The 24,618-nt window shown below is 65.5% G+C and carries 27 protein-coding genes; 16 read left to right on the top strand and 11 right to left on the bottom strand.

Annotated elements, in window-relative coordinates; genetic code table 11:
- On the bottom strand, positions 1-1,404 hold a 1,404-nt coding region (locus ACJ8FR_RS11870; protein WP_407828825.1), incomplete at its 3' end, for a sigma-70 factor domain-containing protein.
- Positions 1,405-1,417: 13 nt separating this feature from the next.
- Positions 1,418-3,253, bottom strand: coding sequence for a DNA primase (gene dnaG, locus ACJ8FR_RS11865; protein ID WP_407828824.1), 1,836 nt, complete (start codon positions 3,251-3,253; stop codon positions 1,418-1,420).
- A 227-nt stretch (positions 3,254-3,480) separates the two neighbouring features.
- On the opposite strand from dnaG, the gene ACJ8FR_RS11860 reads away from it, so the two are divergent.
- Complete coding sequence (locus tag ACJ8FR_RS11860) at positions 3,481-3,849, top strand: hypothetical protein (protein WP_407828823.1); 369 nt, start codon at positions 3,481-3,483, stop codon at positions 3,847-3,849.
- A gap of 63 nt (positions 3,850-3,912) precedes the next feature.
- Here ACJ8FR_RS11860 and ACJ8FR_RS11855 read toward each other — a convergent pair whose 3' ends face one another.
- Positions 3,913-4,365: a GatB/YqeY domain-containing protein gene (locus tag ACJ8FR_RS11855; protein ID WP_407828822.1), complete on the bottom strand. Its 453-nt coding sequence runs from the start codon at positions 4,363-4,365 to the stop codon at positions 3,913-3,915.
- Between the two features lie 142 nt (positions 4,366-4,507).
- On the opposite strand from ACJ8FR_RS11855, the gene carA reads away from it, so the two are divergent.
- The 7 genes from carA to ACJ8FR_RS11820 all read left to right on the top strand — a co-directional run bounded on the left by carA (position 4,508) and on the right by ACJ8FR_RS11820 (position 11,574).
- Positions 4,508-5,677, top strand: a complete 1,170-nt coding sequence (gene carA, locus ACJ8FR_RS11850) for a glutamine-hydrolyzing carbamoyl-phosphate synthase small subunit (protein WP_407828821.1) — start codon at positions 4,508-4,510, stop codon at positions 5,675-5,677.
- A complete protein-coding gene (locus ACJ8FR_RS11845) occupies positions 5,674-6,180 on the top strand; it encodes a hypothetical protein (protein ID WP_407828820.1) in 507 nt (168 codons plus the stop codon). The genes carA and ACJ8FR_RS11845 overlap by 4 nt, the downstream gene beginning before the upstream one ends.
- Positions 6,180-6,470, top strand: coding sequence for a hypothetical protein (locus ACJ8FR_RS11840; RefSeq protein WP_407828819.1), 291 nt, complete (start codon positions 6,180-6,182; stop codon positions 6,468-6,470). Before ACJ8FR_RS11845 ends, ACJ8FR_RS11840 begins: the two co-directional genes overlap by 1 nt.
- Positions 6,467-7,000 carry a DUF695 domain-containing protein gene (locus ACJ8FR_RS11835; RefSeq protein WP_407828818.1) on the top strand — a complete coding sequence of 178 codons (534 nt, stop codon included), beginning with the start codon at positions 6,467-6,469 and terminating at the stop codon, positions 6,998-7,000. Before ACJ8FR_RS11840 ends, ACJ8FR_RS11835 begins: the two co-directional genes overlap by 4 nt.
- Positions 7,001-10,387: a carbamoyl-phosphate synthase large subunit gene (carB, locus tag ACJ8FR_RS11830; RefSeq protein ID WP_407828817.1), complete on the top strand. Its 3,387-nt coding sequence runs from the start codon at positions 7,001-7,003 to the stop codon at positions 10,385-10,387.
- A gap of 78 nt (positions 10,388-10,465) precedes the next feature.
- Positions 10,466-10,945 (top strand): transcription elongation factor GreA, encoded by a 480-nt coding sequence (gene greA, locus ACJ8FR_RS11825; protein ID WP_407828816.1) that lies wholly within the window; start codon positions 10,466-10,468, stop codon positions 10,943-10,945.
- Complete coding sequence (locus tag ACJ8FR_RS11820) at positions 10,945-11,574, top strand: rhomboid family intramembrane serine protease (RefSeq protein WP_407828815.1); 630 nt, start codon at positions 10,945-10,947, stop codon at positions 11,572-11,574. The genes greA and ACJ8FR_RS11820 overlap by 1 nt, the downstream gene beginning before the upstream one ends.
- Here ACJ8FR_RS11820 and ACJ8FR_RS11815 read toward each other — a convergent pair.
- From ACJ8FR_RS11815 to ACJ8FR_RS11795, 5 genes are read right to left on the bottom strand one after another with little or no spacing between them, the layout of a single operon-like run.
- Positions 11,571-11,813, bottom strand: coding sequence for a DUF4170 domain-containing protein (locus tag ACJ8FR_RS11815; RefSeq protein ID WP_407828814.1), 243 nt, complete (start codon positions 11,811-11,813; stop codon positions 11,571-11,573). The two genes, ACJ8FR_RS11820 and ACJ8FR_RS11815, sit on opposite strands and share 4 nt — an antisense overlap.
- Before the next feature lie 33 nt (positions 11,814-11,846).
- Positions 11,847-12,251 (bottom strand): hypothetical protein, encoded by a 405-nt coding sequence (locus tag ACJ8FR_RS11810; protein ID WP_407828813.1) that lies wholly within the window; start codon positions 12,249-12,251, stop codon positions 11,847-11,849.
- Entirely contained in the window at positions 12,244-12,600 is a 357-nt protein-coding gene (locus tag ACJ8FR_RS11805) for a DUF3618 domain-containing protein (protein WP_407828812.1), read from the bottom strand. Before ACJ8FR_RS11805 ends, ACJ8FR_RS11810 begins: the two co-directional genes overlap by 8 nt.
- Positions 12,597-12,941 (bottom strand): phage holin family protein, encoded by a 345-nt coding sequence (locus tag ACJ8FR_RS11800; RefSeq protein ID WP_407828811.1) that lies wholly within the window; start codon positions 12,939-12,941, stop codon positions 12,597-12,599. Before ACJ8FR_RS11800 ends, ACJ8FR_RS11805 begins: the two co-directional genes overlap by 4 nt.
- 16 nt (positions 12,942-12,957) lie before the next feature.
- On the bottom strand, positions 12,958-13,536 hold the full coding sequence (locus ACJ8FR_RS11795; protein WP_407828810.1) for a hypothetical protein: 579 nt from the start codon (positions 13,534-13,536) through the stop codon (positions 12,958-12,960).
- A gap of 142 nt (positions 13,537-13,678) precedes the next feature.
- Here ACJ8FR_RS11795 and eno point away from each other — a divergent pair, with 142 nt between their 5' ends.
- A complete protein-coding gene (eno, locus tag ACJ8FR_RS11790) occupies positions 13,679-14,968 on the top strand; it encodes a phosphopyruvate hydratase (RefSeq protein ID WP_407828809.1) in 1,290 nt (429 codons plus the stop codon).
- Here the strand turns inward: eno and ACJ8FR_RS11785 are convergent.
- A complete protein-coding gene (locus ACJ8FR_RS11785) occupies positions 14,965-15,723 on the bottom strand; it encodes a hypothetical protein (RefSeq protein WP_407828808.1) in 759 nt (252 codons plus the stop codon). The genes eno and ACJ8FR_RS11785 overlap by 4 nt on opposite strands.
- A gap of 181 nt (positions 15,724-15,904) precedes the next feature.
- On the opposite strand from ACJ8FR_RS11785, the gene ACJ8FR_RS11780 reads away from it, so the two are divergent.
- The 6 genes from ACJ8FR_RS11780 (at position 15,905) to ACJ8FR_RS11755 (ending at position 21,852) form a co-directional block, all read left to right on the top strand.
- Positions 15,905-16,216 carry an FtsB family cell division protein gene (locus ACJ8FR_RS11780; protein WP_407828807.1) on the top strand — a complete coding sequence of 104 codons (312 nt, stop codon included), beginning with the start codon at positions 15,905-15,907 and terminating at the stop codon, positions 16,214-16,216.
- Positions 16,217-16,233: 17 nt separating this feature from the next.
- On the top strand, positions 16,234-18,090 hold the full coding sequence (locus ACJ8FR_RS11775; protein WP_407828806.1) for an acyltransferase family protein: 1,857 nt from the start codon (positions 16,234-16,236) through the stop codon (positions 18,088-18,090).
- Positions 18,091-18,168: 78 nt separating this feature from the next.
- Complete coding sequence (gene pdhA / locus ACJ8FR_RS11770; protein WP_407828805.1) at positions 18,169-19,221, top strand: pyruvate dehydrogenase (acetyl-transferring) E1 component subunit alpha; 1,053 nt, start codon at positions 18,169-18,171, stop codon at positions 19,219-19,221.
- Positions 19,221-20,654, top strand: a complete 1,434-nt coding sequence (locus ACJ8FR_RS11765; protein ID WP_407828804.1) for a pyruvate dehydrogenase complex E1 component subunit beta — start codon at positions 19,221-19,223, stop codon at positions 20,652-20,654. The genes pdhA and ACJ8FR_RS11765 overlap by 1 nt, the downstream gene beginning before the upstream one ends.
- Positions 20,647-21,306, top strand: coding sequence for a squalene/phytoene synthase family protein (locus tag ACJ8FR_RS11760; protein WP_407828849.1), 660 nt, complete (start codon positions 20,647-20,649; stop codon positions 21,304-21,306). The genes ACJ8FR_RS11765 and ACJ8FR_RS11760 overlap by 8 nt, the downstream gene beginning before the upstream one ends.
- Before the next feature lie 63 nt (positions 21,307-21,369).
- Complete coding sequence (locus tag ACJ8FR_RS11755; RefSeq protein ID WP_407828803.1) at positions 21,370-21,852, top strand: EF-hand domain-containing protein; 483 nt, start codon at positions 21,370-21,372, stop codon at positions 21,850-21,852.
- A 62-nt stretch (positions 21,853-21,914) separates the two neighbouring features.
- Here the strand turns inward: ACJ8FR_RS11755 and ACJ8FR_RS11750 are convergent, their stop codons facing one another.
- Positions 21,915-22,505, bottom strand: a complete 591-nt coding sequence (locus ACJ8FR_RS11750; protein ID WP_407828802.1) for an aspartyl/asparaginyl beta-hydroxylase domain-containing protein — start codon at positions 22,503-22,505, stop codon at positions 21,915-21,917.
- Positions 22,506-22,614: 109 nt separating this feature from the next.
- Between ACJ8FR_RS11750 and ACJ8FR_RS11745 the strand changes: the two genes are divergently transcribed.
- Entirely contained in the window at positions 22,615-23,301 is a 687-nt protein-coding gene (locus tag ACJ8FR_RS11745; protein WP_407828801.1) for a sulfotransferase domain-containing protein, read from the top strand.
- Here the strand turns inward: ACJ8FR_RS11745 and trmFO are convergent.
- The gene (trmFO, locus tag ACJ8FR_RS11740; protein WP_407828800.1) at positions 23,239-24,618 is read right to left on the bottom strand and encodes a methylenetetrahydrofolate--tRNA-(uracil(54)-C(5))-methyltransferase (FADH(2)-oxidizing) TrmFO; all 1,380 of its coding nucleotides are present in this window, start codon (positions 24,616-24,618) and stop codon (positions 23,239-23,241) included. The genes ACJ8FR_RS11745 and trmFO overlap by 63 nt on opposite strands.

Genomic DNA, 24,618 nt, shown 5'->3' with positions numbered 1-24,618 from the left:
GGTGTATTTCTTGGCGATCGAGATGACGAGGCGGAGGTTGGCCTCGACCATTTCCTTCTTGGCGATGCGCGCCTCGCGCTCGCCCTTCTGGACCATGTTGACGATCCGCCGGAACTCACCGAGCGAGGTGCCGGTCGCCTGGGCGATGTCGGAAATCTCGGTGCGGATGCGCTCGACCGTGTCGCGCTCGGCGATGGCGAAGGCGGCCCATTTCTTGTCGATTGCGGCGATGCTTCCGAGCCACGCCTCGTCGAGCTCGTGGCCCATGTAGCTTTCGAGGAACGCCCGGCGCGGCACCTTGTGGCGCTCGGCGAGGCGCAGCATCTGCCCGCCCAAGGCGGTCAACCGGCGGTTGTAGGTGTAGAGCGCGTCGACCAGCGCCTCGATCTTGCTGCCGTGGAACTGGACGCTTTCGACCTCGGCGGTGAGCTGCTCGCGCAGCCTCTGGTATTTCTTCTCTTCGTTCGCGGGGAAATCCTGGCCGCCCTGGACCGCTTCCATGCGGTGCGCCTGGACCTTGCTGAACTTCTTGAAGATCGCGGTGATCTCGGCGAACCTCTCGAGCGCCTGCGGCTTGAGTGTCTCCTCCATCTGCGCGAGGCTGAGGGTATTGTCCTCCTCTTCCTCCTCCTCGGCGCGGGGCGCGGTGCGGCGCTCGACCATGTCCTCGTCGTCTTCGTTGGCGCCCTCTTCGGGCTGGTCGGCGACCTCTTCCTCTTCCTTGATCGTCGGGCCGGCGACCTTCTCGCTGATCTCGCCTTCGCCGCCGCCTTCGCCGCCTTCCTCGGTGGCCGCGATCTGCTCGGCCGTCGGGCCCTTGGACAGCATCGCCTCGAGGTCGAGGATCTCGCGCAGCTGCATGCGCCCCTCGTTCAAGGCGTTGGACCAGCCGATGATCGCGTTGAAGGTGATCGGGCTTTCGCACAGGCCCCAGATCATGATGTCGCGGCCGGCCTCGATGCGCTTGGCGATCGCGATCTCGCCCTCGCGGGAGAGGAGCTCGACCGCGCCCATCTCGCGCAAATACATGCGCACGGGGTCGTCGGTGCGGTCGGTCGGTTCCTTCTTGGTCGCCGCCGCGGGCCTCGGGCCGCCGTCGTCGAGCGGGTCGACCTCGTCCTCGGGCGTGGGCTCGGGCTCGGCCTCGCGCTCTTTGTCGTCGTCGTCGTCGGCATCATCATCCCGCTCGACCACATTCACCCCGCGCTCGGAGAGCTGGGACATGAGGTCTTCGATGAGCTCGTTCTGGTCGGCGGGGATGGCCGCGTTGATTTCGTCGATGGTGATGATGCCGCGCTTCTGGGCGCGCTGCATCATCTTCTTGATCGACGCATCGTTGAGATCGATCAGCGGCGCATCGCCGTCCTCGACCGTCTCGACGTCCTGGGTATCGTTTTTCGCCATGTTAATCCGCCGCTTAGTCTGTGCCGGCAAGCTGCGCCAGCCTGTCTCTCAATGTCTGCTGCGCCCCGATCAAGCGCTGCTGCTCTTCCAGGGCTTCGTCGGTCAAATCCCGCTTCAGCCGTTCCGTTGCATGCGCCAGGGCCTTTTCCACTTCCTCCGCCGCGGCGATGATCTCGACCGCCGCGGCCAGATCGCTTCGGGCGCGGTCCGGGTCGCTGTCGCGGCGGGTGAAGGAAAAACCCATGGCGCGCGGGACGTTTCGGCCCGTTGCTCCGTCGGGCGCTAATATGGTGGCAATGCCCTCCCGATCAAGCGCGGCGCCGGAGAAGGCGGCGTTGACCAGCTCGTCGCGCATCCGCGCGGTCGATTTGTCGGGGATCGGGAGCGCCGCGAGCTGCTCGCAATGGGCGGGCAACTCCTCGGGATAATAAGCGAAACCGAGGATCAGAGCGCGAGCGGTCGGAGCGTCGATCCCGGTCGAGGCGATGGCCCGGGCGTTGGAGCCGACCGGCTGCGCCGGCGGCACGAAACGGCCGTTCTTGAAGCTGCCCCGGCGCTGCGGAACGAAGGCCCGTGGCGTGCCCTCAGGGCGGCGCTGGGCGTAGAAGCGGTTGAGCCAGTCCTCGCGGTACATCCGCGCGAGATCGGCGTGGCCGATCGCATGAGCATGAACGATCAGCCGTTCCTTGAGGCCGGCCCACGCCTCGGGCGTCGACAGCGGCTCCAGCTCGAGCTCGTGGCGCCACAGTCGGACGTCGAGCGGCTCGGGGCTGGCGAGCAGCGCTTCGAACGCCTCCTTTCCGCCGGAGCGCACGACGTCGTCGGGGTCCTGGCCGGCGGGCAGCTCGACGAAGCGCAGCGTCCGGTCGGGGCGGAGCAGGGGCAGTGCCCGCGTTGCGGCACGGATCGCGGCTTTCCGCCCGGCCGCGTCGCCGTCGAAGCACAGGATCGGCGAGGGGTCGAGGCGCCACAGCCGCTCGAGCTGGCCTTCGGTGAGCGCCGTGCCGTTGGGCGCGACCACCTCGGCGATTCCGGCGCGGTCGAGCGCGATCACGTCCATATAACCTTCGACCACGATCAGGCGCCTGGCGGTGCGGCTCGCGGGTGCGGCGCGGTCGAGGTTGTAGAGCGTCCGGCCCTTGTCGAAGAGCACGGTCTGCGGCGAGTTCAAATATTTGGGCTCGCCTTCGCCGAGAATGCGCCCGCCGAAGCCGATCACCCGGCCGCGGGGGTCGCGGATCGGGATCATCAGCCGCCCGCGAAACCGGTCGTAGCTCTCCTTCTCGCCTTCTTCCGGCTGGATCAGCATGCCGGTTTCGATCAGCTTGTCCTCGCCGAGCTTGCCGAGCGCGCGCTTGAGCGACGTGCGGTTGTCGGGGGCGAGGCCGAGGCCGAAGCGCTGCGCCGTTTCAGCGTCGATTCCGCGCCGCTTGAGATAGTCGCGCGCGTCGGCGCCGCCGAGCCCGTTGAGCTGATCCGTGTACCAGTTAGCGACCTCCGACATGACGTCGGTGAGCGTCGCGGTGCGCTCGGCCTGTTCCTTCGCTTTCGGGTCGGGGGCGGGGACGTCCATCCCGGCCTTGCCGGCAAGCTCCTTGACCGCATCCATGAAGGGCAGGCCGCGCTGGTCGGTCAGGAAGCGGATCGCGTCGCCGTGGGCGCCGCAGCCGAAGCAATGGTAGAAGCCCTTGTCGTCATTGACCGTGAAGCTCGGGGTCTTCTCGTTGTGGAACGGGCAGCAGGCCTTCCACTCGCGGCCGGCGCGGATTAGCTTCACCGACGGCATGATCACGGCCGACAGCGTCGTGCGCGCGCGCAGCTCGTCCAACCATTGCGGTGAGAGGGTCACGAATTGACCCTAGCCGCGACTGAGTCGCCCGCAAGCATCGCAAACGACTTATCCACAGCTGGCGAGGGAAACGGCGCGCGTGAATATTTGACAAATGCCCCTACGGCCTTGATTTCGCACGATTCATTTCATGCACGGAATGATGCGCTTTAGGGTTAATCTCCCCCTTGTTCCGAAACGGCGGCGAAAGATCGCTAAGCGGAATCACCAGGGAGGGTTTTGATATGTTGATGAAAATTGGCGGGCTTGCCCGCGCTATCGCCATCGTACTCGCCATCGTCGCCGGGTTTGTGGCCCTTAACATGATGAATGTGCCGTTGGTGCTTGTCGTGCTCGGCCTGATCGCCGGTCTCGCGATGGCCCAGGATCGGGTGGTCCTGTCGACCGTAACGTTGATCGCCTTGCCGATCATCGGCGCGGCGCTGGCCACCATCCCGACGATCGGCGCACAGCTTGCCGCGGTGTGCGGTAACCTTCAGCTGGCCATCGCCGGCGCTCTCGCGACCACCATTGCCATCCGGCTTTATCACATGACCATGGATGGCGTGACGGGCATGATGGGCGCGGCCGCCACCCCGGCAGCCGCAGCAAGATAGACGAAGATTCGATCGAATTCAGGCCCTGCCGCACCCTGCGGCGGGGCCTTTTTCGTGCGTCTTTTAGCTAAGGGCGGCCTTCACCAGCGTTGACGCCCGGGCAGGCTCGATCGACCCGCCGAGCCGCTCCTTCACCAGCGCCATCACCCGGCCCATGTCCTTCATCGACGAGGCGCCGGTCTCGGCGACGATCGCGCGGATCTGCGCCTCAGCCTCCGCGTCGCTCAGCTGCCGCGGAAGGAAGCGCTCGATGACCGCGATCTCCGCCTCTTCCACCAAGGCGCGGTCGTCGCGGCCGTTCTTGCGATAGATGTCGGCGGATTCGCGCCGCTGCTTGACCATTTTCTGCAGGACTTCGGTGACCAGCTGGTCGTCGCTCGCGGGCGCTCCGCCGGTCCGCAGCTCGATGTCGCGGTTCTTGATCGCCGCCTGCGCCATCCGCAGCGTACCGACGGCGTCCTTGTCGCCATTCTTCATCGCGGTGATGGTGGCAGCCTTGATATCGTCGCGGATCATCGTTTCGTCTCGTGTCGGAAACCGCCAGACCTAGCCGCCGATTTCAGGCCTGACCAGCCGTTGACCGGGGGCCGCAAAGCGCATAGCGGAAATGCCTTAGCGACATCGCTGGTTTGACCCCCGACGGAAGGCTTATCCGCCCATGGCCGACGCACGACCTCTGCGCGCACCTCAATCCGAGGGCGCGACGGGAGTCGTGGTGTTCGCCGACGGACGTGTCGTCTGGGGGCAGGGCTTCGGGGCCGAAGGCGAAGCGGTCGGCGAGCTGTGCTTCAACACCGCGATGACCGGCTACCAGGAGGTGATGACCGACCCGTCCTACGCGAAGCAGGTGATCGCCTTCACCTTCCCGCACATCGGCAATGTCGGGGCCAACGACGAGGACGTCGAGGCGGGCGAGGCGCATGCGCTCGGCTGCCTGGTCCGGGAGGTCGTGACCGAGCCGTCGAATTACCGCGCCAACCAGGGCTTTGCCGAGTGGATGCGCAAATGGGGGCGGATCGGGATCGCCGGGGTCGACACGCGCGCTCTGACTAGGCTCGTGCGCAACGAGGGGCCGCCGAACATTGCCGTCGCGCACCGCGCCGATGGCCAGTTCGACCTCGACAAGCTGCAGCGCATGGCGGCGGAATGGCCGGGGCTGGAAGGCATGGACCTCGCGAAGGAGGTCAGCCGGTTGCAGGTCGAGCACTGGACGGGGGGCAAATGGGCGTGGGGACAGGGATATGAGCTCGGGCCGGAGGATGAAGGCCGCCCGCACGTCGTCGCGGTCGATTACGGCAACAAGCGCAACATTTTCCGCCTGCTGGTCGAGGCCGGGGCGCGGGTGACGGTGGTGCCGGCGCAGGCAAGCTTCGACGAGATCATGGCGCACGAGCCCGACGGATTCTTCCTGTCGAACGGGCCGGGCGATCCGGCGGCGACCGGCGGATATGCGGTGCCGGTGATCCAGGCGATGTTGGAGACGAAGAAGCCTTTGTTCGGCATCTGTCTCGGACACCAGATGCTGGCGCTGGCGGTCGGCGGCAAGACGTCGAAGATGTTCCAGGGCCACCGCGGCGCCAACCACCCGGTCAAGCGCCTCGCCGACGGCCGCGTCGAGATCACCAGCATGAACCACGGCTTCGCGGTCGAGCGCGAGGGCATGCCCGACCATGTGCGCGAAACGCACGTGTCGCTGTTCGACGGAAGCAATTGCGGGATCGAGCTGACCGACCGCCCGGCGTTCAGCGTGCAATACCACCCCGAGGCGAGCCCGGGACCGCAGGACAGCTTCTATCTGTTCGAAAAGTTCGTGGGAGCGATGCGATGAGCCACATTTTGGCGATCGCTTCAGCGCTGCTTCTTTTGTCGGGGGAACCCACATCGACGCTCCAGCGACAACGACATGACGACACGATTTACATCGTCCGCGGGACAGTGGATCAATTGACCCGCTTTCAGACTGATATCGCGTCTCACTGGGACGGCGGACGACTCCTGACGAAGGACGACGCTGAAGGCCTCTATCGCTACTGGGCATATCCGGATCGGACGGCGCCGCAGGCTCGAGAATTCATGTTCGGTGCCATGCGGTCTGGGCTGTTTCTCGACATTATCGCCTACGACGAGCGGCTGCCGTTTCGGGGTGAACGTAGTGCGCTCGATGCGATCGCAACCGGTTGCGGTCTGATCCACGACCCGTTTTTCATAACGCCGATGGGGGAGCTTAAGGTCTCTTTCGATACCGCCGAGCCGCCACAAGCGGTTAGCTGCGCAACCAAGAAGCTGAAGCGTGCTTCATTGCCGAATGTTGTGAAGCGTCCGGCGACCTGATGACCCCGCGCATCTTCGCTTTGATCAGCATTGGCATTGCTGCTCTCGCCCTCTCCGCCTGCGCGACACCGGCGCGGATGCATGACGAGGCGCAGCTCAATGATGTCGCGCTCGGCTGCGGGCTGGCACTCGGCGAACTGATCCAGGACGAGAGCGAGAAGCGCCTGCTGCTCACCATGCGCAGCGATCCCTCGCCAAGCCAGCGCATCTGCGTCGCGCGCTGGGCCCGCCGCAACGGGCTGAAGGCGGTGTTCGTCAACATCAACTTCCCGGAGGAGCCCAAGACATGACGCTCTCGATCAGCGGCGGCGATGATGGCCACTGGAACATCTTCTCGAAGACGGCGGCGTCCGGGAGGGGGCTGTTGTTCCGATCGCGCACGCGGAACCCGGAGGTGCAGGCTTTTGCGACCCAAAACCAGATGATGCGCGTGCGCTGTGTGCTCCGCGAGGACCAGGTCGCGGACAGCGGCATGCCCAGGTCGAGCTCGGACATCGAGGATTATGAGGACCGGCTAATCGCCAAGCTCAAGGAGGCGAATGCCGAGGTCTATCTCGTCGCCGCGGTGACGGGCGAGGGCAACCGCGACCTGTTCTTCGCCGCGCGCGACCTCGATGACCTCCGCGCCGCGATCAAGGCCGCCGATACCGACATCGACACGTTCAAGGTTCAGTACGCGCCGATCAGCGACATACCCGACTTCCTCAACATGCTGACGCTGTCGGACGAGATGATCCAGGCGGCAAAGGAGGCCGGGCGTGTCCATGCCGTGCCGGTGGACCGCAAGGGCAATCTCCTTGGAAAGCTGTTCGGCCGATAGATGTCTAAGCGCACCGACATCTCCTCGATCCTGATCATCGGCGCGGGGCCGATCGTCATCGGCCAGGCGGCCGAGTTCGACTATTCGGGAAGCCAGGCGGTCAAGGCACTGAAAGCCGAGGGTTATCGGGTGATCGTCGTCAATTCGAACCCGGCGACGATCATGACCGACCCCGACCTGTCGGACGCGACCTATATCGAGCCCATCACGCCCGAGATCGTCGCCAAGATCTGCGAGAAGGAAAGGCCCGACGCGCTGCTGCCGACGATGGGCGGGCAGACCGCGCTCAACACCGCGCTCGCGCTGGCCAAGGACGGCACGCTCGACCGGCTCGGCATCGAGCTGATCGGCGCCAATGCGCAGGCGATCGAGATGGCCGAGGACCGCTTGAAGTTCCGCGAGGCGATGGACCGGATCGGGCTCGAAAGCCCGCGCTCGGCGATCGCCCACAGCCTCGACGAGGCTTTGCAGGCGCTCGACACGGTCGGGCTGCCGGCGATCATCCGCCCGAGCTTCACGCTCGGCGGCACCGGCGGGGGCATCGCCTACAACCGCGACGAGTTCGAGGCGATCGTCCGCGGCGGGCTCGAAGCGAGCCCGACCAGCGAAGTGCTGATCGAGGAATCGGTGCTCGGGTGGAAAGAGTTCGAAATGGAGGTCGTGCGCGACCGCGCCGACAACGCCATCATCATTTGCTCGATCGAGAATATCGACCCGATGGGTGTGCACACCGGCGACAGCATCACCGTCGCGCCTGCGCTGACGCTGACCGACAAGGAATATCAGCGCATGCGCTCGGCGAGCATTGCCGTGCTGCGCGAAATCGGCGTCGAAACAGGCGGTTCCAACGTCCAGTTCGCAGTCGATCCGAAGACCGGGCGGATGCTGGTGATCGAGATGAACCCGCGCGTGTCGCGCTCGTCGGCGCTGGCGTCCAAGGCGACCGGCTTCCCGATCGCCAAGGTCGCGGCGCGGCTGGCGGTCGGCTACACGCTCGACGAGATCGCCAACGACATCACCGGCGGCGCAACGCCGGCGAGCTTCGAGCCGACGATCGATTATGTCGTCACGAAGATCCCGCGCTTCGCGTTCGAGAAGTTCAAAGGGGCGGAAGCCTTGCTGTCGACATCGATGAAGTCGGTGGGCGAGGTGATGGCGATCGGCCGCAACTTCGCCGAGAGCCTGCAGAAGGCGCTGCGCGGGTTGGAGACCGGCCTCACCGGGCTCGACCGCGTCCGGCAGTTCGAGGATGCCGACCCGGCGGAGATCGAGAGCGCGCTGGCGCGGGCGACGCCCGACCGGCTGCTCGTGGCCGCGGAAGCGCTGCGGCAGGGGTTCACGGTCGCGCGGATCAATGAAATCGCCGGGTTCGACCCGTGGTTCCTTGAGCGCCTCCAGGAAATTGTCGAGGCCGAGGAGGAGGTCCGGATCACCGGGCTTCCGAGCGACGCGCGCGGCATGCGGCAGCTGAAGGCAATGGGCTTTTCCGACGCTCGGCTGGCGCAGCTGGCGCTTCGCTCGGCAGGGGTTGAACGCGGGATGGGCGAAGCAGTCGCGGCGGGCGGCTCCGGCATCGTGCACAGCGCGATGAGCGCGATGACCGGCGGGATCACCGAGGGCGAGGTACGGTCGCACCGCGAAAGGCTCGGTGTTCGCCCGGTGTTCAAGCGGATCGACAGCTGTGCCGCCGAGTTCGACGCGGCAACGCCGTACCTCTACTCCACCTATGAGGCGCCCCTGTTCGGCGGGCCGGAGGACGAGGCGGACGTCAGCGAGCGGCGCAAGGTGATGATCCTCGGCGGCGGGCCCAACCGGATCGGGCAGGGGATCGAGTTTGATTATTGCTGCTGCCATGCCGCCTTCGCGCTCGGCCGGGACCGCGGCGAGCAGAAGGGCGCCGGGTTCGAAGTGATCATGGTCAATTGCAACCCCGAGACCGTGTCGACCGACCCGGACACGTCGGACCGGCTCTACTTCGAGCCGCTGACCGCAGAGGACGTGCTCGAGATCGTCCGGCGCGAGCAGGAGAAAGGCGAGCTGCTGGGCGTGATCGTCCAGCTCGGCGGGCAAACGCCCTTGAAGCTCGCCGAGGAATTGCAGGCCGCGGGCGTACCGATCCTCGGCACGTCGCCCGACAGCATCGACCTTGCCGAGGACCGCGAGCGGTTTGCCGCGCTGGTCCAGCGCCTGGGGCTCAAGCAACCCGCGAACGGCATCGCGCGCAGCCGCGACGAGGCGCTGCGGGTAGCCGAGCGGATCGGCTATCCGGTGCTCCTCAGGCCGTCCTATGTGCTCGGCGGGCGCGGCATGGAGGTCGTGGAGGGGCCGCAGCAGCTCGAATATTATATCGCGACCGCGGTCGAAGTATCGGGCAAGAGCCCGGTGCTGATCGACCGCTATCTGCGCGACGCGATTGAGGTCGACGTGGATGCGATCTGCGACGGAACCGACGTCGCGGTATGCGGCGTGCTCCAGCATATCGAGGAGGCAGGGGTGCATTCGGGCGACAGCGCCTGCTCGATCCCGCCTTACAGCCTGCCGGCGGACGTGATCGCGGAGATCGAGCGGCAGACGCGCGAGCTCGCGCTGGCGCTCAAGGTCAAGGGGCTGATGAACGTCCAGTTCGCGGTCAAGGACCCCGGCTCGGAGGCCGGGGCAGGCGCCGAAGTCTATCTGATCGAGGTCAACCCGCGCGCCAGCCGGACGGTGCCGTTCGTCGCCAAGGCGATCGGCCGGCCGGTCGCGAAGATCGCGGCGCGGGTGATGGCCGGCGAGCCGCTGGCGGCGCTGGGCGAGGTCGGACGCGACCTCGACTATGTCGCGGTCAAGGAATCCGTATTTCCGTTCGCTCGCTTCCCGGGCACCGATCCGGTCTTGGGACCGGAAATGAAGAGCACCGGCGAAGTCATGGGAATTGCGCATGATTTCGACATCGCCTTCGCCAAAGCGCTGATCGGCGCGGGAATGGCATTGCCGCAGGGCGGGACGGCGTTCGTGTCGGTCAAGGACAGCGACAAGGACCATATCGTGCCGGCAGTCGAGAAATTGATCGAGCTCGGCTTCGCGATCATCGCGACGGGAGGCACCGCAGAACATTTGCGCTTGCGCGGCCTTGCGGTCGAGACCGTGAACAAGGTCGCGCAGGGGCGGCCGCACATCGTCGACCGATTGCTCGACGGCGACGTCGGCCTCGTCTTCAACACGACGGAGGGTTGGCAGTCGCTGAAGGACAGCCATTCGATCCGCACGACCGCGCTCAACAAGAAGGTCCCGTACTTCACAACGGCCGCCGCCAGCCTGGCCGCGGCGCGGTCGATCGAGGCGGTCCGGGGCCGCGCGCTTGAAGTCGTCTCGCTCCAATCCTATTATTCGGCCTCCCAAGGCTAGGCTTCCACATACAATCTGCCTCGACATCGCGGGCCTGAGCCACGCGGGCGGAAGAGTTTTGAAAAGGGTTTTGAACAGATGGCGACGAGTGCCGAGAAGGTGCCGATGCTGGCCGAGGGCCACCGCAAGCTGACCGACGACCTCAAGCGGCTGAAGAGCGAGCGCCCCGACATCGTCGAGGCGATCGAAGCCGCGCGCGCGCATGGCGACCTCAGCGAGAATGCGGAATATCACGCGGCCAAGGAGCGTCAGGGGCAGATCGAGGCGTCGATCGCCGACATCGAGGACCGCCTGAGCCGCGCGATGGTCATCGATCCGACCACGCTGTCGGGCGATAAAGTCGCGTTCGGAGCGACGGTCACGCTCGTCGACGAAGACGCGAAGAAGGTGAAATACCAGCTCGTCGGCCAGGTCGAGGCCGACGCCCGGGTCGGGCGGATCAGCTACAATTCTCCGCTCGGTCGGGCGCTCATCGGCCGCCAGAAGGGCGAGGACGTCGAGGTGTCGACGCCGTCGGGCGACCGCTATTACGCGATCAAGAAGATCGAGTTCATTTAGTGGGCCAGCGCTTCCCGCGCTCGGCGACCAACATCATCGCCGTGCTGACCGCGCTGGCGTGGGTCATCGCCCTTCTTCTCGGGCAGACCGAGCAGGCGGCGTACCAGCTCGGCTTCATTCCCTTGCGGATGACTCACGCGATGGCGTCGGCGGCGGTTCCCGCGGCGCTGACCCCGCTGACCGCGACCTTGGTCCATTCGGGGCTCATCCACCTCGGCTTCAACCTGCTGATGCTGCTGTGGTGCGGAACCGCGGTCGAGCGGACGATCGGACCGCTAGGGCTGGTCATCCTGTACGTCGTTGGCGCCTATGCCGCCGCGGCGGCGCAATGGGCGGCGGACCCGGCCGGGATCGTGCCGACGATCGGCGCGAGCGGCGCGATCAGCGCGGTCGTCGGCGCTTATGCGCTAAGCTTCGGGCGTGCGAAGGCCTTCACCAACAATTTGCGGCTCAACCGGTGGATCAACGTTGCCTGGCTGCTGGCAGCGTGGGTTGTGCTGCAGATGATGATGGGCTGGCTGGCCGGCGGGCAGGGCTATTTGCTGGCGACGCCCGCGCATGTCGGCGGGTTCGCGGCGGGGCTGCTGCTGCAGCGTCCGCTGCTGCTGTGGCACTACCGCAAGGCTTAGGCCGCCGGCTCCCTGGGCCGAGAGATACCGTCCGAGTCCGGCTCGAGCAGCCGATGCAAATGGACGATCACATATCTCATCTCGGCGTCGTCGACCGTGCGCTGGGCTCTGCCGCGCCAGGCATCCTCGGCCGCCGCATAGCTGTCATAGACGCCGACGAGGTCGATCGTCTCAAGATCAAAGTCGAGGCCGCGCGGGTCGTGGACCCGGCCGCCGAAAACAAGGTGAAGCTTGCTCATTGCCCCCTCCGCTAGCCGATCAACCCGATTTCGTCAGCCCTGGTTGCGGGCGGCCTCGGCGGCAGCCTTGGCCGAAAGCCGCGCCGCGTCAGTGAGGCCGTCGAGCAGGCTGCGGAAGGTTTCCTCACCCTTCTCGCGGCTGATCCCGAGCTCGTCGAGGCGCTGCGTACCCGTGTCCCGAGCCGCGACGAAGGCGGCGCGCGCGCTGTCCTTGACGCGTCGCGCTGTGGGCCGGACGAGGCGGGATTCGGCGTTGGTGCGCGGAAGGAGCGCGGCGATCAGCGCTCCGGCCGCAAGACCGCCGGCAAGCGCGAGCAGCGGCGCCTGGCCAAGAGTGTCGGCGGCGCGGCCGCGCGCATCGTCATAGCCGCGGATTGCGCGCTCGCGAGCCGATCCGCGCGCCTCGGGCGTGGTGGGGTCGTTGTCGCGTTCAGTCATTGGCTTTCTCCGTATCCTGCTGCTTGGTTCGGGCCTTGCGGGCCTTTCGCGATTTGCGCTTCTCTCCGACATTGTCGGCGAGCCTGCCGGCAAGGTCGATCAACGGCTCGCGGGCGAGGAACATGGTCACGGCCGCGACGACCCCGGTAGCGGTGAGTGGCCGCGAGCGGACGGCATCGACGGCGTCTTCGGCGAGGTCGGCGCCCTTTTCCTTCGCGCCCTGCCACGCGCCCTTCGCCAGGACCTTGGGGCTGAGCCGTTCCTGCAATTCGTGCGCAGTCGCCATGGCCCGTGCCCGGCTGCGGTCAACTTCGGCGCGCGCGGCGACGATTTCGGGTGAATCGCTCACAAGTCGCGCCTCAGCCGCTGATAACCGGTCCAGCCAAGCAGGCCGGCAATGGCAGCGAAGATCAGCATGCCGACGAACCCCGCGGCGAGCGGGCCGATGAACGTTTCGAGCGCGATGACGACGCCCACCGCAAGCGCGTTGAGCGCCGCCATGGCGAGGAAGAACGCAAGCGCGAACAGCGCCATGGGAATCGCCAGCGCTTTGCCCTTGGCCGCCGCGATCGCCTTGACGAGGCCGATCTCGGCTTGTGCATACGCCTTGCCGTTTTCGATCAGCTCGTGAACGAGCTCACCGATCGGGCGTTCGGGCGGCGGCGGTCCGGGATCGGCCGGCTTGAGCATCAGTCCCCCAGGTCCCTCAATCCTCGTCCTCGCGGTCGTCGGCGGGAAGCCCGGTCTTGAGCAAGCGCGCAACGACGAAACCGACCACGGCAGCCCCTGCGAGCGCGATGCCCGGGCTGTTGCGGACGAAGTTGCGGGTATCGTCGATCAGCTCGTCGGGATCCTTGGCTGCGATGTTGTTGGCGACGCTTTCGATCGAGCCTGCGGCGCGGCGGGCATAATCGCCATATTCGGCGCCGAGCCGCTCATCGATGCCGTCTGCGGTATCGCCGATCATCTTCGACACGTTGGCGAGTGCTTCGGACGTGCGCTCGAGCCCTTGCGTGACGAAGCCGCGCGCCTTTTCACCGGCTTGGCCGGCCAGTTGCTCGCGCCCGCTGCGCAGGCGGTCGACCAGACCACCCTCCGGGCTTCCGCTGCCGCTCACGGGCCGTTCCGCATCGCCGGCGGGAGCGGGGATTTCACGTTCCGTGACCAAAGCAGTGTCCTCCACGATTATGGTGTCGCCGTCGCCGCTTTTGGCAGCGCCTTCGATAATCTCGTCGGTTCCGTCGGGCAGCGCGGCCGTCGTGTCGTCAGTCCGTTGGTCAGTCATCAGGCCAGTCCTCCTCGACGTCTTGAACCCGGAGCCTCGCGCCTTCGTTCCGGCTCGCCAGACCGAAAGTTGCACGGTCGAACGCTCCGATTATAGCGCTTGGCTACACCCATATTGTTACGCGCCCGCAAGAAGGAAAGCCATGACCGCGATCGTCGACGTTCACGCCCGCCAAATCCTCGACAGCCGCGGCAATCCGACGGTCGAGGTGGACGTCACGCTCGACGACGGCAGCATGGGCCGTGCCGCGGTGCCATCGGGCGCTTCGACCGGCGCCCACGAAGCGGTCGAGCTGAGGGACGGGGACAAGGGCCGCTGGGGCGGCAAGGGCGTCATGAAGGCCGTGCGTGCGGTCAATGGCGAGATCGCCGAGGAGGTCGTCGGCCTCGACGCCGAGGACCAGGCGGGGCTCGATGCCTCGCTGATTGCGCTCGACGGGACCGAGAACAAGGCGCGGCTCGGCGCCAATGCGATCCTCGGGGTCAGCCTGGCGACCGCCAAGGCGGCGTCGGACGCGCTCGGCCTGCCGCTCTACCGCTACGTCGGCGGAGTCGATGCCAATTTGCTGCCGGTGCCGATGATGAACATCGTCAACGGCGGGGTCCATGCCGACAACAATATCGACTTCCAGGAATTCATGGTGATGCCGGTCGCCGCGCCCGACTTCGCCGAGGCGCTGCGCTGCGGGGCGGAGATTTTCCATGCGCTCAAGAGCGGCCTTCACCAGGCGGGCCTGTCGACCGCAGTTGGCGACGAGGGCGGCTTCGCGCCGGCGATCAACTCGGCACGCGAGGCGCTCGACTTCATCGACAAGGCGGTGCGGGCAGCCGGCTACAAGCTCGGCGACGACGTGCTTCTGGCGATGGATCCGGCGGCGAGCGAGTTCTTCGGTGAAGGCCGCTATGACCTGAAGGGCGAGGGCAAGCGCCTGACGCCGGTCGAGATGGCCGATTACTACGTGGCGTTGGCGTCCGATTATCCGATCGCTTCGATCGAGGACGGCATGGCCGAGGACGACGCCGAGGGCTGGAAGGCGCTGACCGACAAGCTCGGGTCGCGGGTCCAGCTGGTCGGCGACGATGCCTTCGTCACCAACGTCAAGCGGCTGCAGTGGGGCATCGACCACGGGATCGCCAATTCGATCCTCATCAAGGTCAACCAGATCGGGACCCTGACCGAGACGATCGACGCCGTGCGGCTCGCGCAAACCAACGCTTATACCGCCGTGATGTCGCACCGTTCGGGCGAGACCGAGGATTCGACCATCGCCGATTTGGCGGTCGCGCTGAGCTGCGGCCAGATCAAGACCGGCAGCCTCGCGCGTTCCGACCGCACAGCCAAGTACAACCAGCTGCTGCGGATCGAAGAGGAGCTGGGCGAGACAGCGCGCTATCCCGGGCGGGCCGCGATCAAAGCCTATCGCGCGTCTTAGCGATCGACCATAAACCTCGCGATCGGCACCCATTTTGGGGAGTGATAGATGATCGTTGTTGCAATCTCGCCGGCGAGGATTGCCGGGACCGCGATTTCATAGACGCGGTGGAGACGTCCGCGCGTCAGCCAATCATAGCCGAGCGCTCCAGCCAACAAGAGGTCCGTTCCCGCGTACGTGTAGATCAACACCCCGCTGTAGCCATCGCCGAACAGATGGTAGAGGGCGCCGCTCCACCAGCGCCCATATGCCGCGCCAACGATCATCGTGGTGGCCAGGATAATCAAGCGCTTGTGCGACGCAGGGTTCTTGCGAGCCGCAATTGCGGTGCTGGCGAGCGCGGTGAACGCGATCACTTCAAAAATCGCAATAATGAAGAAGGCCCGCTCGTCCGGGTCGGCGGAGCGGAAACGCTGGCTGTAGATTTCTGAAAGCAAAGCGCTGACTGCCATCACTGGGACCAATCCCGCAGCGACGAGGCCGAGCCGCATGTGCAGTTGCGGGCGGCGCGCGCGGATCAGGAGGATCTGGGTGGTCAGCAGGACCATCCACGCGCTGAAGGCAAATGCATGAATCTCGAGGACCAGCGGCGCTGGATAGTCGGCGTGACCGGCGTGGCGCTTTATCGCCGCCGGCACGAACCCCATCAGAACCCCGAGCCAGCACAGTGCAAGGAAAGCCAAGAAGAAATTGCGGTCCCACTTGTGGAAGGCAATGAAGCGTCGTCGGGCAGGCGTCGGCAACCCGGCCGGCAAGACGATTTCTGCTGACGGCTCCATTAGCACTTCCCCCCTCGCGGAGGCCTAACATGCCGCGTGGTGGAAGTCATTCGAACGCCCGGGGCGCTGCTGATCCACAACTTTATCCCCGCTTCATCCACCAAACCATTCTTTTCACTTGCCTTCGTGACTCCTTCGTGATTCTTCTGGTGACGTCATGGGGGGTGCGCAGAAGAGCCTGGGACTGATCCGCCGCGCGGCGTGGCCGGCGCTGGCGCTGATCGTCGTCGGCACTTTTGCCGGGCATGCGGTCGCCGGACCCAACGGGGTGCTCGCCTGGGGCAGCTATCACCGCGCGCTCCAGCAGCGGCAGGCCGAGCTACAGCAAATCGAGCAACAGCGCGCCCAGCTCAGGCATCGCTCCGACCTGCTCGATCCACGCAAGGCCGATCCGGACATGGCCGATGAGCTGGTGCGCAAGGATCTCGGCCTGGTCCGTCCGGACGAGGTGATCGTCCCGCTCGATTGAGGCGCTTGCCCAACCCGTTGGCGAGCGAACGACCTGCCGGGGCATTTCAACCTGCCTCCATCCGGTATCGTGCCGACATCGACGGCCTGCGCGGAATAGCCGTGCTGATGGTCGTGTGGTTCCACTCCGGCTTGCCAGGAATGCCCGGCGGCTTTGGCGGGGTCGACGTGTTTTTCGTGATCTCCGGGTATCTGATCACGTCGATTATCCAGCGCGACGCCGGCGAAGGGCGCTTCAGCTTTGGCTATTTTTACCAGAGGCGCTTCCGTCGAATTGCGCCCGCGCTTGTGACCGTAACTGCTTCCACGACCGTCGCGGCCTACGCACTCCTTCTGCCGTACGAACTCGATCAGTTCGCGCAATCGGCGGTCGCTACGGTGGCCATGGTCTCGAACGTCTTCTTCTGGCGGACGGCAAACTATTTCGCATTCGCGCACGGCGTTGTGCCGCTGCTGCACAGCTGGTCGCTGGGCGTCGAGGAGCAGTTTTATCTGCTGATGCCGGCGGTGCTGGTCATTGCAGCACGATTGGGCAAACCCAGGCTGGTCGTCGGCCTTCTCGGAATCGCGTCCTTTCTGCTGTGCCTCATCATGACGAAGCGGGCGCCGGCCGGGGCATTCTATCTTCTCCCGACCCGCGGTTGGGAACTGATGATCGGCGCCGCGCTTGCGCAAAATTTGCCTTCCATCCCGGAGCACCTGAAACGCGCGAGGTACGCGAAGCACGCGGAAGGACTTGCTGGACTTGCGCTTGTCCTCATGTCGGGCGTGCTGCTGTCCGCGGCCGACCCGTTTCCTGGATGGCGTGCGCTCGTGCCGACACTTGGCGCTGCGCTTCTGATCGGAGGCGGACCCAGTTCCATCACAGGTCGGTCTCTATCCTTTGGGCCGCTCGTGTACGTCGGCCGGCTCAGCTATTCCTTATACCTCTGGCATTGGCCCATCTTCGTCCTGCTGCGGCACTGGCGAGCCGATGTCGAGCTTCCGCCGGCATGGGATATCGGTGGCATCGCGCTTGCGGTCCTTTTGTCGGTCGTAAGCTTTCGCTGGATCGAGCAGCCCGCGCGCGAGCGGTCGACTCGCTTCCGTCTTGTGCTTGTCCCCTGTCTTGTCGGTGCTGCTGCAATCTTGCTTGCGTCGGCCATTGCAATTGCCGGCAAAGGTTTGCCTCAGCGGCTGCCGCCGGCAGTCGTCAAAATCGCTTTTGCTCACGATGCATATGCGCCGCTTGCCCACCGCTGCACGACCGTCAGTTTCGGTTATGCACTGGAACATTGCCGCATCGGCCCAGCAGGTGAGCCCCAGTTGCTGCTGTGGGGCGACAGCCACGCTGCAGCTGTCTCCGAGGCTGTCGCCCAAGGCACCCGAATGCCTGGGCTGGTGATCTCGACGGGCGCGTGCCCTCCCGTGCCGGATTGGCCGGGCGGTGAAGTTCCAGGCGCGTGCAGAACCAATAATGCGCGTGCCTTGCAGCTTGCCGAACGTGACCGTCACATGACGACGGTGGTCCTGAGCGCTTATTGGCTGGCGCTAGAAACCGGGCCTCCGACGCAGTTCTGGCAATCCGAGCAGCAAATGATCGATCGACTGAATGCAGCGGGCAAGACGGTCGTTGTTGTGGCCGGCGTGCCGGACCCAGGCTCGGACGTGCCCTGGTCGAGCGCCATCCGGCAACGCTTCGGCCGGCCCCCATTGAATTTAACCTGCCCAAAAGCGCATATTCCGCTCCACGGCATCATACTTGTCGATGTATCGGCGGCGTTCTGCGGCCAGCCCGCCTACATGCTGTTCTCGGACTCGAACCATCCGAGCCGATATGCAGGTCTAGCGATCATAGCTCCGGCCATCCGAAAGGCGATGCAGGCTGGTCCGTAAGCGCAGGTCCGGGCCCCAGTTGCCGCGTGCCGCACCGCCTCCTATAGACCCGCCGCTACCCCGAGGAGAGAGATCGCCGTGGCGCGTCCCGCGAAGAAAGCCGTCGTGTCGTCGCAGCCGCAAGCGCCGCAAATCGAGCGCCCGCCGCAGCCCAAGCGCTTCAAGGCGAGCAAGGACCAGCTGCTCCAATTCTATCGCCAGATGCTGCTCATCCGCCGCTTCGAGGAGCGCGCGGGCCAGCTCTACGGCCTCGGGCTGATCGGCGGCTTCTGTCACCTGTACATCGGCCAGGAAGCGGTCGCGGTCGGGCTGCAGTCAGCAATGACGGTCGGCAAGGACAGCGTCATCACCGGCTATCGCGACCACGGCCACATGCTCGCCTACGGGATTGATCCCAAGGTGATCATGGCCGAGCTCACCGGCCGCGCCGCGGGCATCTCCCACGGCAAGGGCGGGTCGATGCACATGTTCAGCGTCGACCACGGCTTCTACGGCGGGCACGGAATCGTCGGCGCCCAGGTGCCGCTCGGGACCGGCCTCGCGTTCAAGCACAAATATGCCGAGGACGGCGGCGTGTGCCTGACCTACATGGGCGACGGCGCGGTCAACCAGGGCCAGGTCTACGAAGCGTTCAACATGGCCAAGCTGTGGGACCTGCCGATCATCTACGTCGTCGAGAACAACAAATATGCGATGGGCACATCGATCGCCCGCTCGTCGGCCGAGCCTTTGCTCTACCGGCGCGGCGAGGCGCACCGGATTCCCGGCCTGCAGGTCGACGGGATGGACGTGCTCGCCGTGCGCGGCGCGGCCGAGGTCGCGCTCGAATGGACCCGCAGCGGCAAAGGGCCGATCCTCATCGAGTTCCTGACCTACCGCTACCGCGGCCACTCCATGTCGGACCCCGCGCGCTACCGGACCCGCGAGGAAGTGCAGGACGTGCGTGAGCATAATGATCCGATCACCCACGCCGAGCGCGGCCTCGAAGCGATGGGCGTCAAGGAAGAAGAGCTCAAGGCGATCGACAAGGAAATCAAGGACATCGTGGTCGGCGCTGCCAAGTTCGCTGAAGACGCACCCGAACCGGATCCGAAGGAACTCTACACCGACGTGCTGGTGGGGAGCTACTGATGCCGCTGGAGCTCAAGATGCCCGCTTTGTCCCCGACGATGGAGGAGGGGACACTCGCGAAGTGGCTGGTGAAGGAAGGCGACGAGGTGAAATCCGGAGACATCCTCGCCGAGATCGAAACCGACAAGGCGACGATGGAGTTCGAGGCGGTCGACGAGGGCAAGATCGCGAAGATCCTTGTTCCCGAAGGCACCGATGGGGTGAAGGTGGGCCAGCCGATCGCGCTTCTCGCCGGCGATGGCGAGCAGGTCAGTGCTCAGCCGGCCGATGCCGCCCCGAAGCCGGCGATGGCCCCGAAACCGGCGATGGCCGAGGAGCCGTCTGTCCCCGCGCCTGAATCGCAGCAGGACGAGGCAACGCCGACGCCGCACGTGTTCGAAACCGCGGCGCGGGACCTCGTCGCCGATGTCGCGGCGACCCACGACGATCCGGAAGTGCCGGAAGGCACGCCACTCGTCACGATGACGGTGCGCGATGCGCTGCGCGACGCGATGGCGGAGGAGATGCGCAAGGACGAGCGCGTGTTCGTGATGGGCGAAGAGGTCGCCGAGTACCAGGGCGCGTATAAGGTCACACAGAATTTGCTGCAGGAGTTCGGGGCGAAGCGCGTGGTCGATACGCCGATCACCGAATATGGCTTTGCCGGTCTCGGCACGGGCGCGGCAATGGGGGGCTTAAGGCCGATCGTCGAGTTCATGACCTTCAACTTCGCGATGCAGGCGATCGACCACATCATCAATTCGGCGGCCAAGACCAATTACATGTCGGGCGGGCAGATGCGCTGCCCGATCGTGTTCCGCGGGCCCAATGGCGCAGCGGCGCGGGTCGCCGCCCAGCACAGCCAGAATTACGGGTCCTGGTACGCGCATGTGCCGGGCCTGATCGTGATCTGCCCCTATAGCGCGGCCGATGCCAAGGGCCTCCTCAAGGCCGCGATCCGCACCGACGATCCGGTCGTGTTCCTCGAGAACGAACTGCTCTACGGCCAGCATTTCGACGTGCCCCAGCTCGACGATTACGTTCTGCCGATCGGCAAGGCGCGGATCGTCCGCCCGGGCAAGGACGTGACCATCGTCAGCTATTCGATTGGGGTCGGAGTTGCGCTCGAGGCGGCGCAGGAGCTGATGGCGCAGGGCATCAACGCCGAGGTCATCGACCTTCGCACGCTCCGCCCGCTCGACAAGGCGACGGTGCTACAGAGCCTCAAGCGCACCAACCGCATGGTGGTGGTCGAGGAGGGCTGGCCGGTCTGTTCGATCAGTTCGGAGATCATCGCGATCGCGATGACCGAAGGCTTCGACGACCTCGACGCGCCGGTGCTTCGCGTGACCGACGTGGACGTGCCGCTGCCTTACGCCGCGAACCTCGAGAAGCTGGCGCTGATCAAGGCGGGCCAGGTGGTCGAGGCGGTGAAAGCGGTCACCTATCGCTGAGCGCGGGCTCGACCACGACCGCCGGGTCGCGCTCGACCAGCTGCCACGCGCCGTCAGAGGCGCCTTTTCGGCCTTGTGGAACCTGGACCTGGCCTTTGCCGACGTCGTCACGACGAGCAGCGACCCGCGGCTCGGCGCGATCCGCCTCGCGTGGTGGCGGGAGCGGCTCGAAGGACTTGATCAGGGCAAGGTGCCGGCGGAGCCGCGGCTGCGGGCCGTCGCCGAAGAGCTTGTTCCGCTCGGCGTCAGCGGCCAGCAGCTGTTGCAGCTCGAAGACGGGTGGCTGCCGCTGCTGGAGCCGTTTCCGTGGAGCGATCCGCAGGCCGAGGGTCTGAAGTTGCGCGGGGGGATCTTGTTCGGCGCCGGTGCGCGGCTCCTCGGCGCTGAGGCGAGCGACGGTGAAGCCGCCGGGGCGTTTTGGTCGCTGATGGACGGCGCGCACCATTGCAGTGATTCCGCGTCGCGAGACTATCTCTTGAGTGAGGCGCGTGCGGCGTTGGCGGGCCTCGGCGAGAGGCTGCCGCGGCAATTGCGGCCGCTGACGGTGATCGCGGCACTCGCCGCCGCCGATTTGGTGCGGCAGGGTCGCGGACTGGCGCGGCTGTCCGCCGTGGTTCGCCATCGGCTCGTGGGTAGTCTGCCCCACGGTTGACAGGGGTGCCTCCAATCTGGAGGTTGCCGCCCGTGCCGAATCTCCTCTCGAAGGAGATGTGCCTTGCTGCGATTCTTTGCCGGCGCCGCCGCCTGCTTCCTCCTCCTGACCGGCGCATTCCTGATCTGGCAGTCGCGTGCCGCAAAAGGTCCTGTCTTGCCTGGAGCGCCGCCGGCGCGCGCGGCGAGCGCGTCACTATTCGGCGCAGCCGAGCCGCTCCAGGCGCCCGAGGCCGATGCCAAAACGCGCGAAGAGAAGCGCTTCAGCCGCTACGACAAGAACAAGGATGGAAAGGTCGCCGCGGACGAGTATCTCGCCGCCCGCCGCCGGAATTTCGACAAGCTCGACCTCGATCACAACGGCGCGCTCGGTTTCCAGGAATATGCGGCCAAGGGGATCGAGAAGTTCAACACGGCCGGCGGCCGCAAGGGATGGCTGTCAGCGGCCGAATTCGTGGCGACCGCGCCGCCGCCAGCGAAGCACAAAGCAGCGTGCAGTTGCCGTAGCTCCGCCCCGGCGGAGGTGGACAACGCGAATGATGATTAGGCTGGTTTCAGCCGATCCAGCCGCGCACCAAGGGCATTACGGGCGCGGTCGCCAGCCCGAGGTCACGCGACGCAACGTTCTTCAGGATCTTCGATGATCTCACCCGGGACGACATAGTCGACGATCAGGTGGACGCGGCCATTATCGGTCGGATTCCGCACGGCGTGTTCCTCCCGATTGTTGATTTCCCAGATTTCGCCCGGCGCTAGATGCCGGATATCGTCGCCGACCTCGAACTCGATTCGCTGGTCGGTCGTAATCGCGATATGATTCCGGTGTGACCGAAGGAGCGTGTCACCACCGTCGCGGTGGCGATATATCCAGCAGTGCGGATTTAGACGCGTGAGGATGATCCTGATGAAATATCCCTCATCGTCCGTTCCAGGGACAGGGGGATTGGCCTTCCTGATGATCGTCAGCGCGGGTTCCAGGAGCGGCTCGAGTTGAGCCAAGCGTGGCCAAGGCGTCGGTTGCGTATGGCGCCCGTCGTCATCATAGAGCAACGGGATCGACTGGGTCCCGCGATGCATGTTGTATGAGTGCTGGCGACCGACATGTTCAAGCCATGCGGCTTCGCCGAAAGACTCGACCGCGCGTGCCAATGGCGCCGGATCGATTGCGCCGATGTAGCGAAACGTGCCGTCGAAATACATGCTATGCTTCCTTCAACGCCTGGCGGCTTTCGCCTTCAGAAAAGATGGTTCCGCTCTTCCATCCGCTGCGTGGATGCAATCTCGATTTCTTGGGGCTTAGCGGCACGACATGATCGTAACGGACCGACTGGTATTTCTGCATCTTCATAAAAGCGGCGGCACTTTCGTCAACGTGTTGCTGATGCGCTGCGTGCCTTCTGCGAGGCAGATTGGTTACCACCTGCCTTATCGCGAATTACCGCAGCCCTATCGCAGCCTTCCGGTTGTCGGCACCGTCAGAAGTCCTTGGGATTATTACGTTTCGTGGTACCATTTCCAACGCAACCAGCACAACCCGAATGTGCTTTTTCGCATCTGTTCGAACGCCGGACAGCTCGGTTTCAAGGAAACGATCACCAATCTGGTAGGACTGTCCGCGGACGAACCTCGCCTCGCGCTTCTCGAAGCGGGCGTGCCGGACACCTTCACTAATCATGGCCTGAATCTCACAAAGAAATGCGTCGGCGAGCTTCGGGAAGGGCAGCTGGGATTCTACAGTTTTCTGTACGAGCGCCTTTATGCCGGAGCGCAGCAGGCGACGATCCTTCGGATGGAACGCCTCCGCGAGGAACTGCGGACGACGCTTTCGCTGCTCGGACACCTGCCCAATGAATGTGCTGACCGCTTTCTAAAGCAGGTTCCGCGCCTGAATGTTTCGCCGCACGATGTGAGCTCGCGCTATTTCGATGATCGTCTAGCTGCCCTCGTCGCCGACCGCGATCGACAGGTCATCGAACGCTACGGCTACACGCTCTGAGCGGTCAGTCGTTTCGCTCCAGTGCGCCAAAGCGGCGCGGGCGCGGTCGGTGTAGGCCTTCTTGCGGTCGGCGCGCTTCCATCGGCCGGGAAGCGGGGGCATCAGGCCGAAATTGACGTTCATCGGCTGGAAGGTCTCCGCGTCGGCGCCGCCGGTGATGTGGGCGAGAAGCGCGCCCATGGCGGTTTCCGGCGGCGGTGGCGTCATGGCGTCACCGCGCAGCTCGCCAGCAGCGAAACAGGCGGCGAGGATTCCGACCGCGGCGCTTTCGACATAGCCTTCGCAGCCGGTGATCTGCCCGGCGAAACGGATGTTCGGTTTCGACTTCAGGCGCAGCTCGCGGTCGAGCAGCCGCGGCGAGTTGATGAAACTGTTGCGATGGATCCCGCCGAGCCGCGCGAACTCGGCTTTCTCGAGACCGGGGATGGTGCGGAAAATGCGGACCTGCTCGCCATGCTTCAGCTTGGTCTGGAAGCCGACCATGTTCCACAGGGTGCCGAACGCATTGTCCTGGCGGAGCTGGACTACCGCATAGGGCGAGCGGCCGGTGCGGGGATTATCGAGGCCGACGGGCTTCATCGGGCCATGCCGCAAAGTCTCGGGGCCGCGCTCGGCCATCACTTCGATCGGCATGCAGCCTTCGAAATATGGGGTGTCGGTTTCCCATTCCTTGAACGGCATCTTCTCGCCGGCGACCAACGCCGCGACGAAGTCCTCGTACTGCGGTCTGTCGAGGGGGCAGTTGATGTAATCTTTCCCACCTTTGTCCCAACGCGCGGCCATCCAGGCGACGTGCATGTCGACGCTGTCGCGGTGAACGATCGGGGCGATCGCGTCGAAGAAGGCGAGAGCGCTTGTCCCGGTCTCGGCGGCGATCGCTTCGGCCAGCCGCGATCCCGTGAGCGGGCCGGTGGCGATGATGGTGGGGTGATCGGGGAGCGTGTCGACGCGCTCCCGGACGACACTGATGTTCGGATGGCGCTCGATCGTGTCCGTGACTTCGGCGGCGAAGCCTTCGCGGTCGACAGCCAGCGCCGAACCGGCGGGGACGCGGTGCTGGTCGCCCGCGCGGATGATCAGCGAACCAAGCGCGCGCATCTCCTGGTGGAGCAGGCCGACTGCATTGTGATCGGCGTCGTCCGAGCGGAAGCTGTTCGAGCAGACCATTTCGGCGAGGCGGTCAGTCTCGTGCGCAGGCGTGGTGTCGCCGCCGCCGCGCATCTCGCTGAGGCGTACGCGCAGGCCGGCTTCCGCGAGCTGCCACGCCGCCTCGCTGCCGGCGAGCCCGCCGCCAATGATGTGAATGTCGAAAGCCAT

Source organism: Sphingomonas sp. (assembly GCF_045810705.1).
Taxonomy (GTDB): domain Bacteria; phylum Pseudomonadota; class Alphaproteobacteria; order Sphingomonadales; family Sphingomonadaceae; genus Sphingomicrobium.
This window is presented reverse-complemented; position numbering and strand designations above follow the sequence as displayed.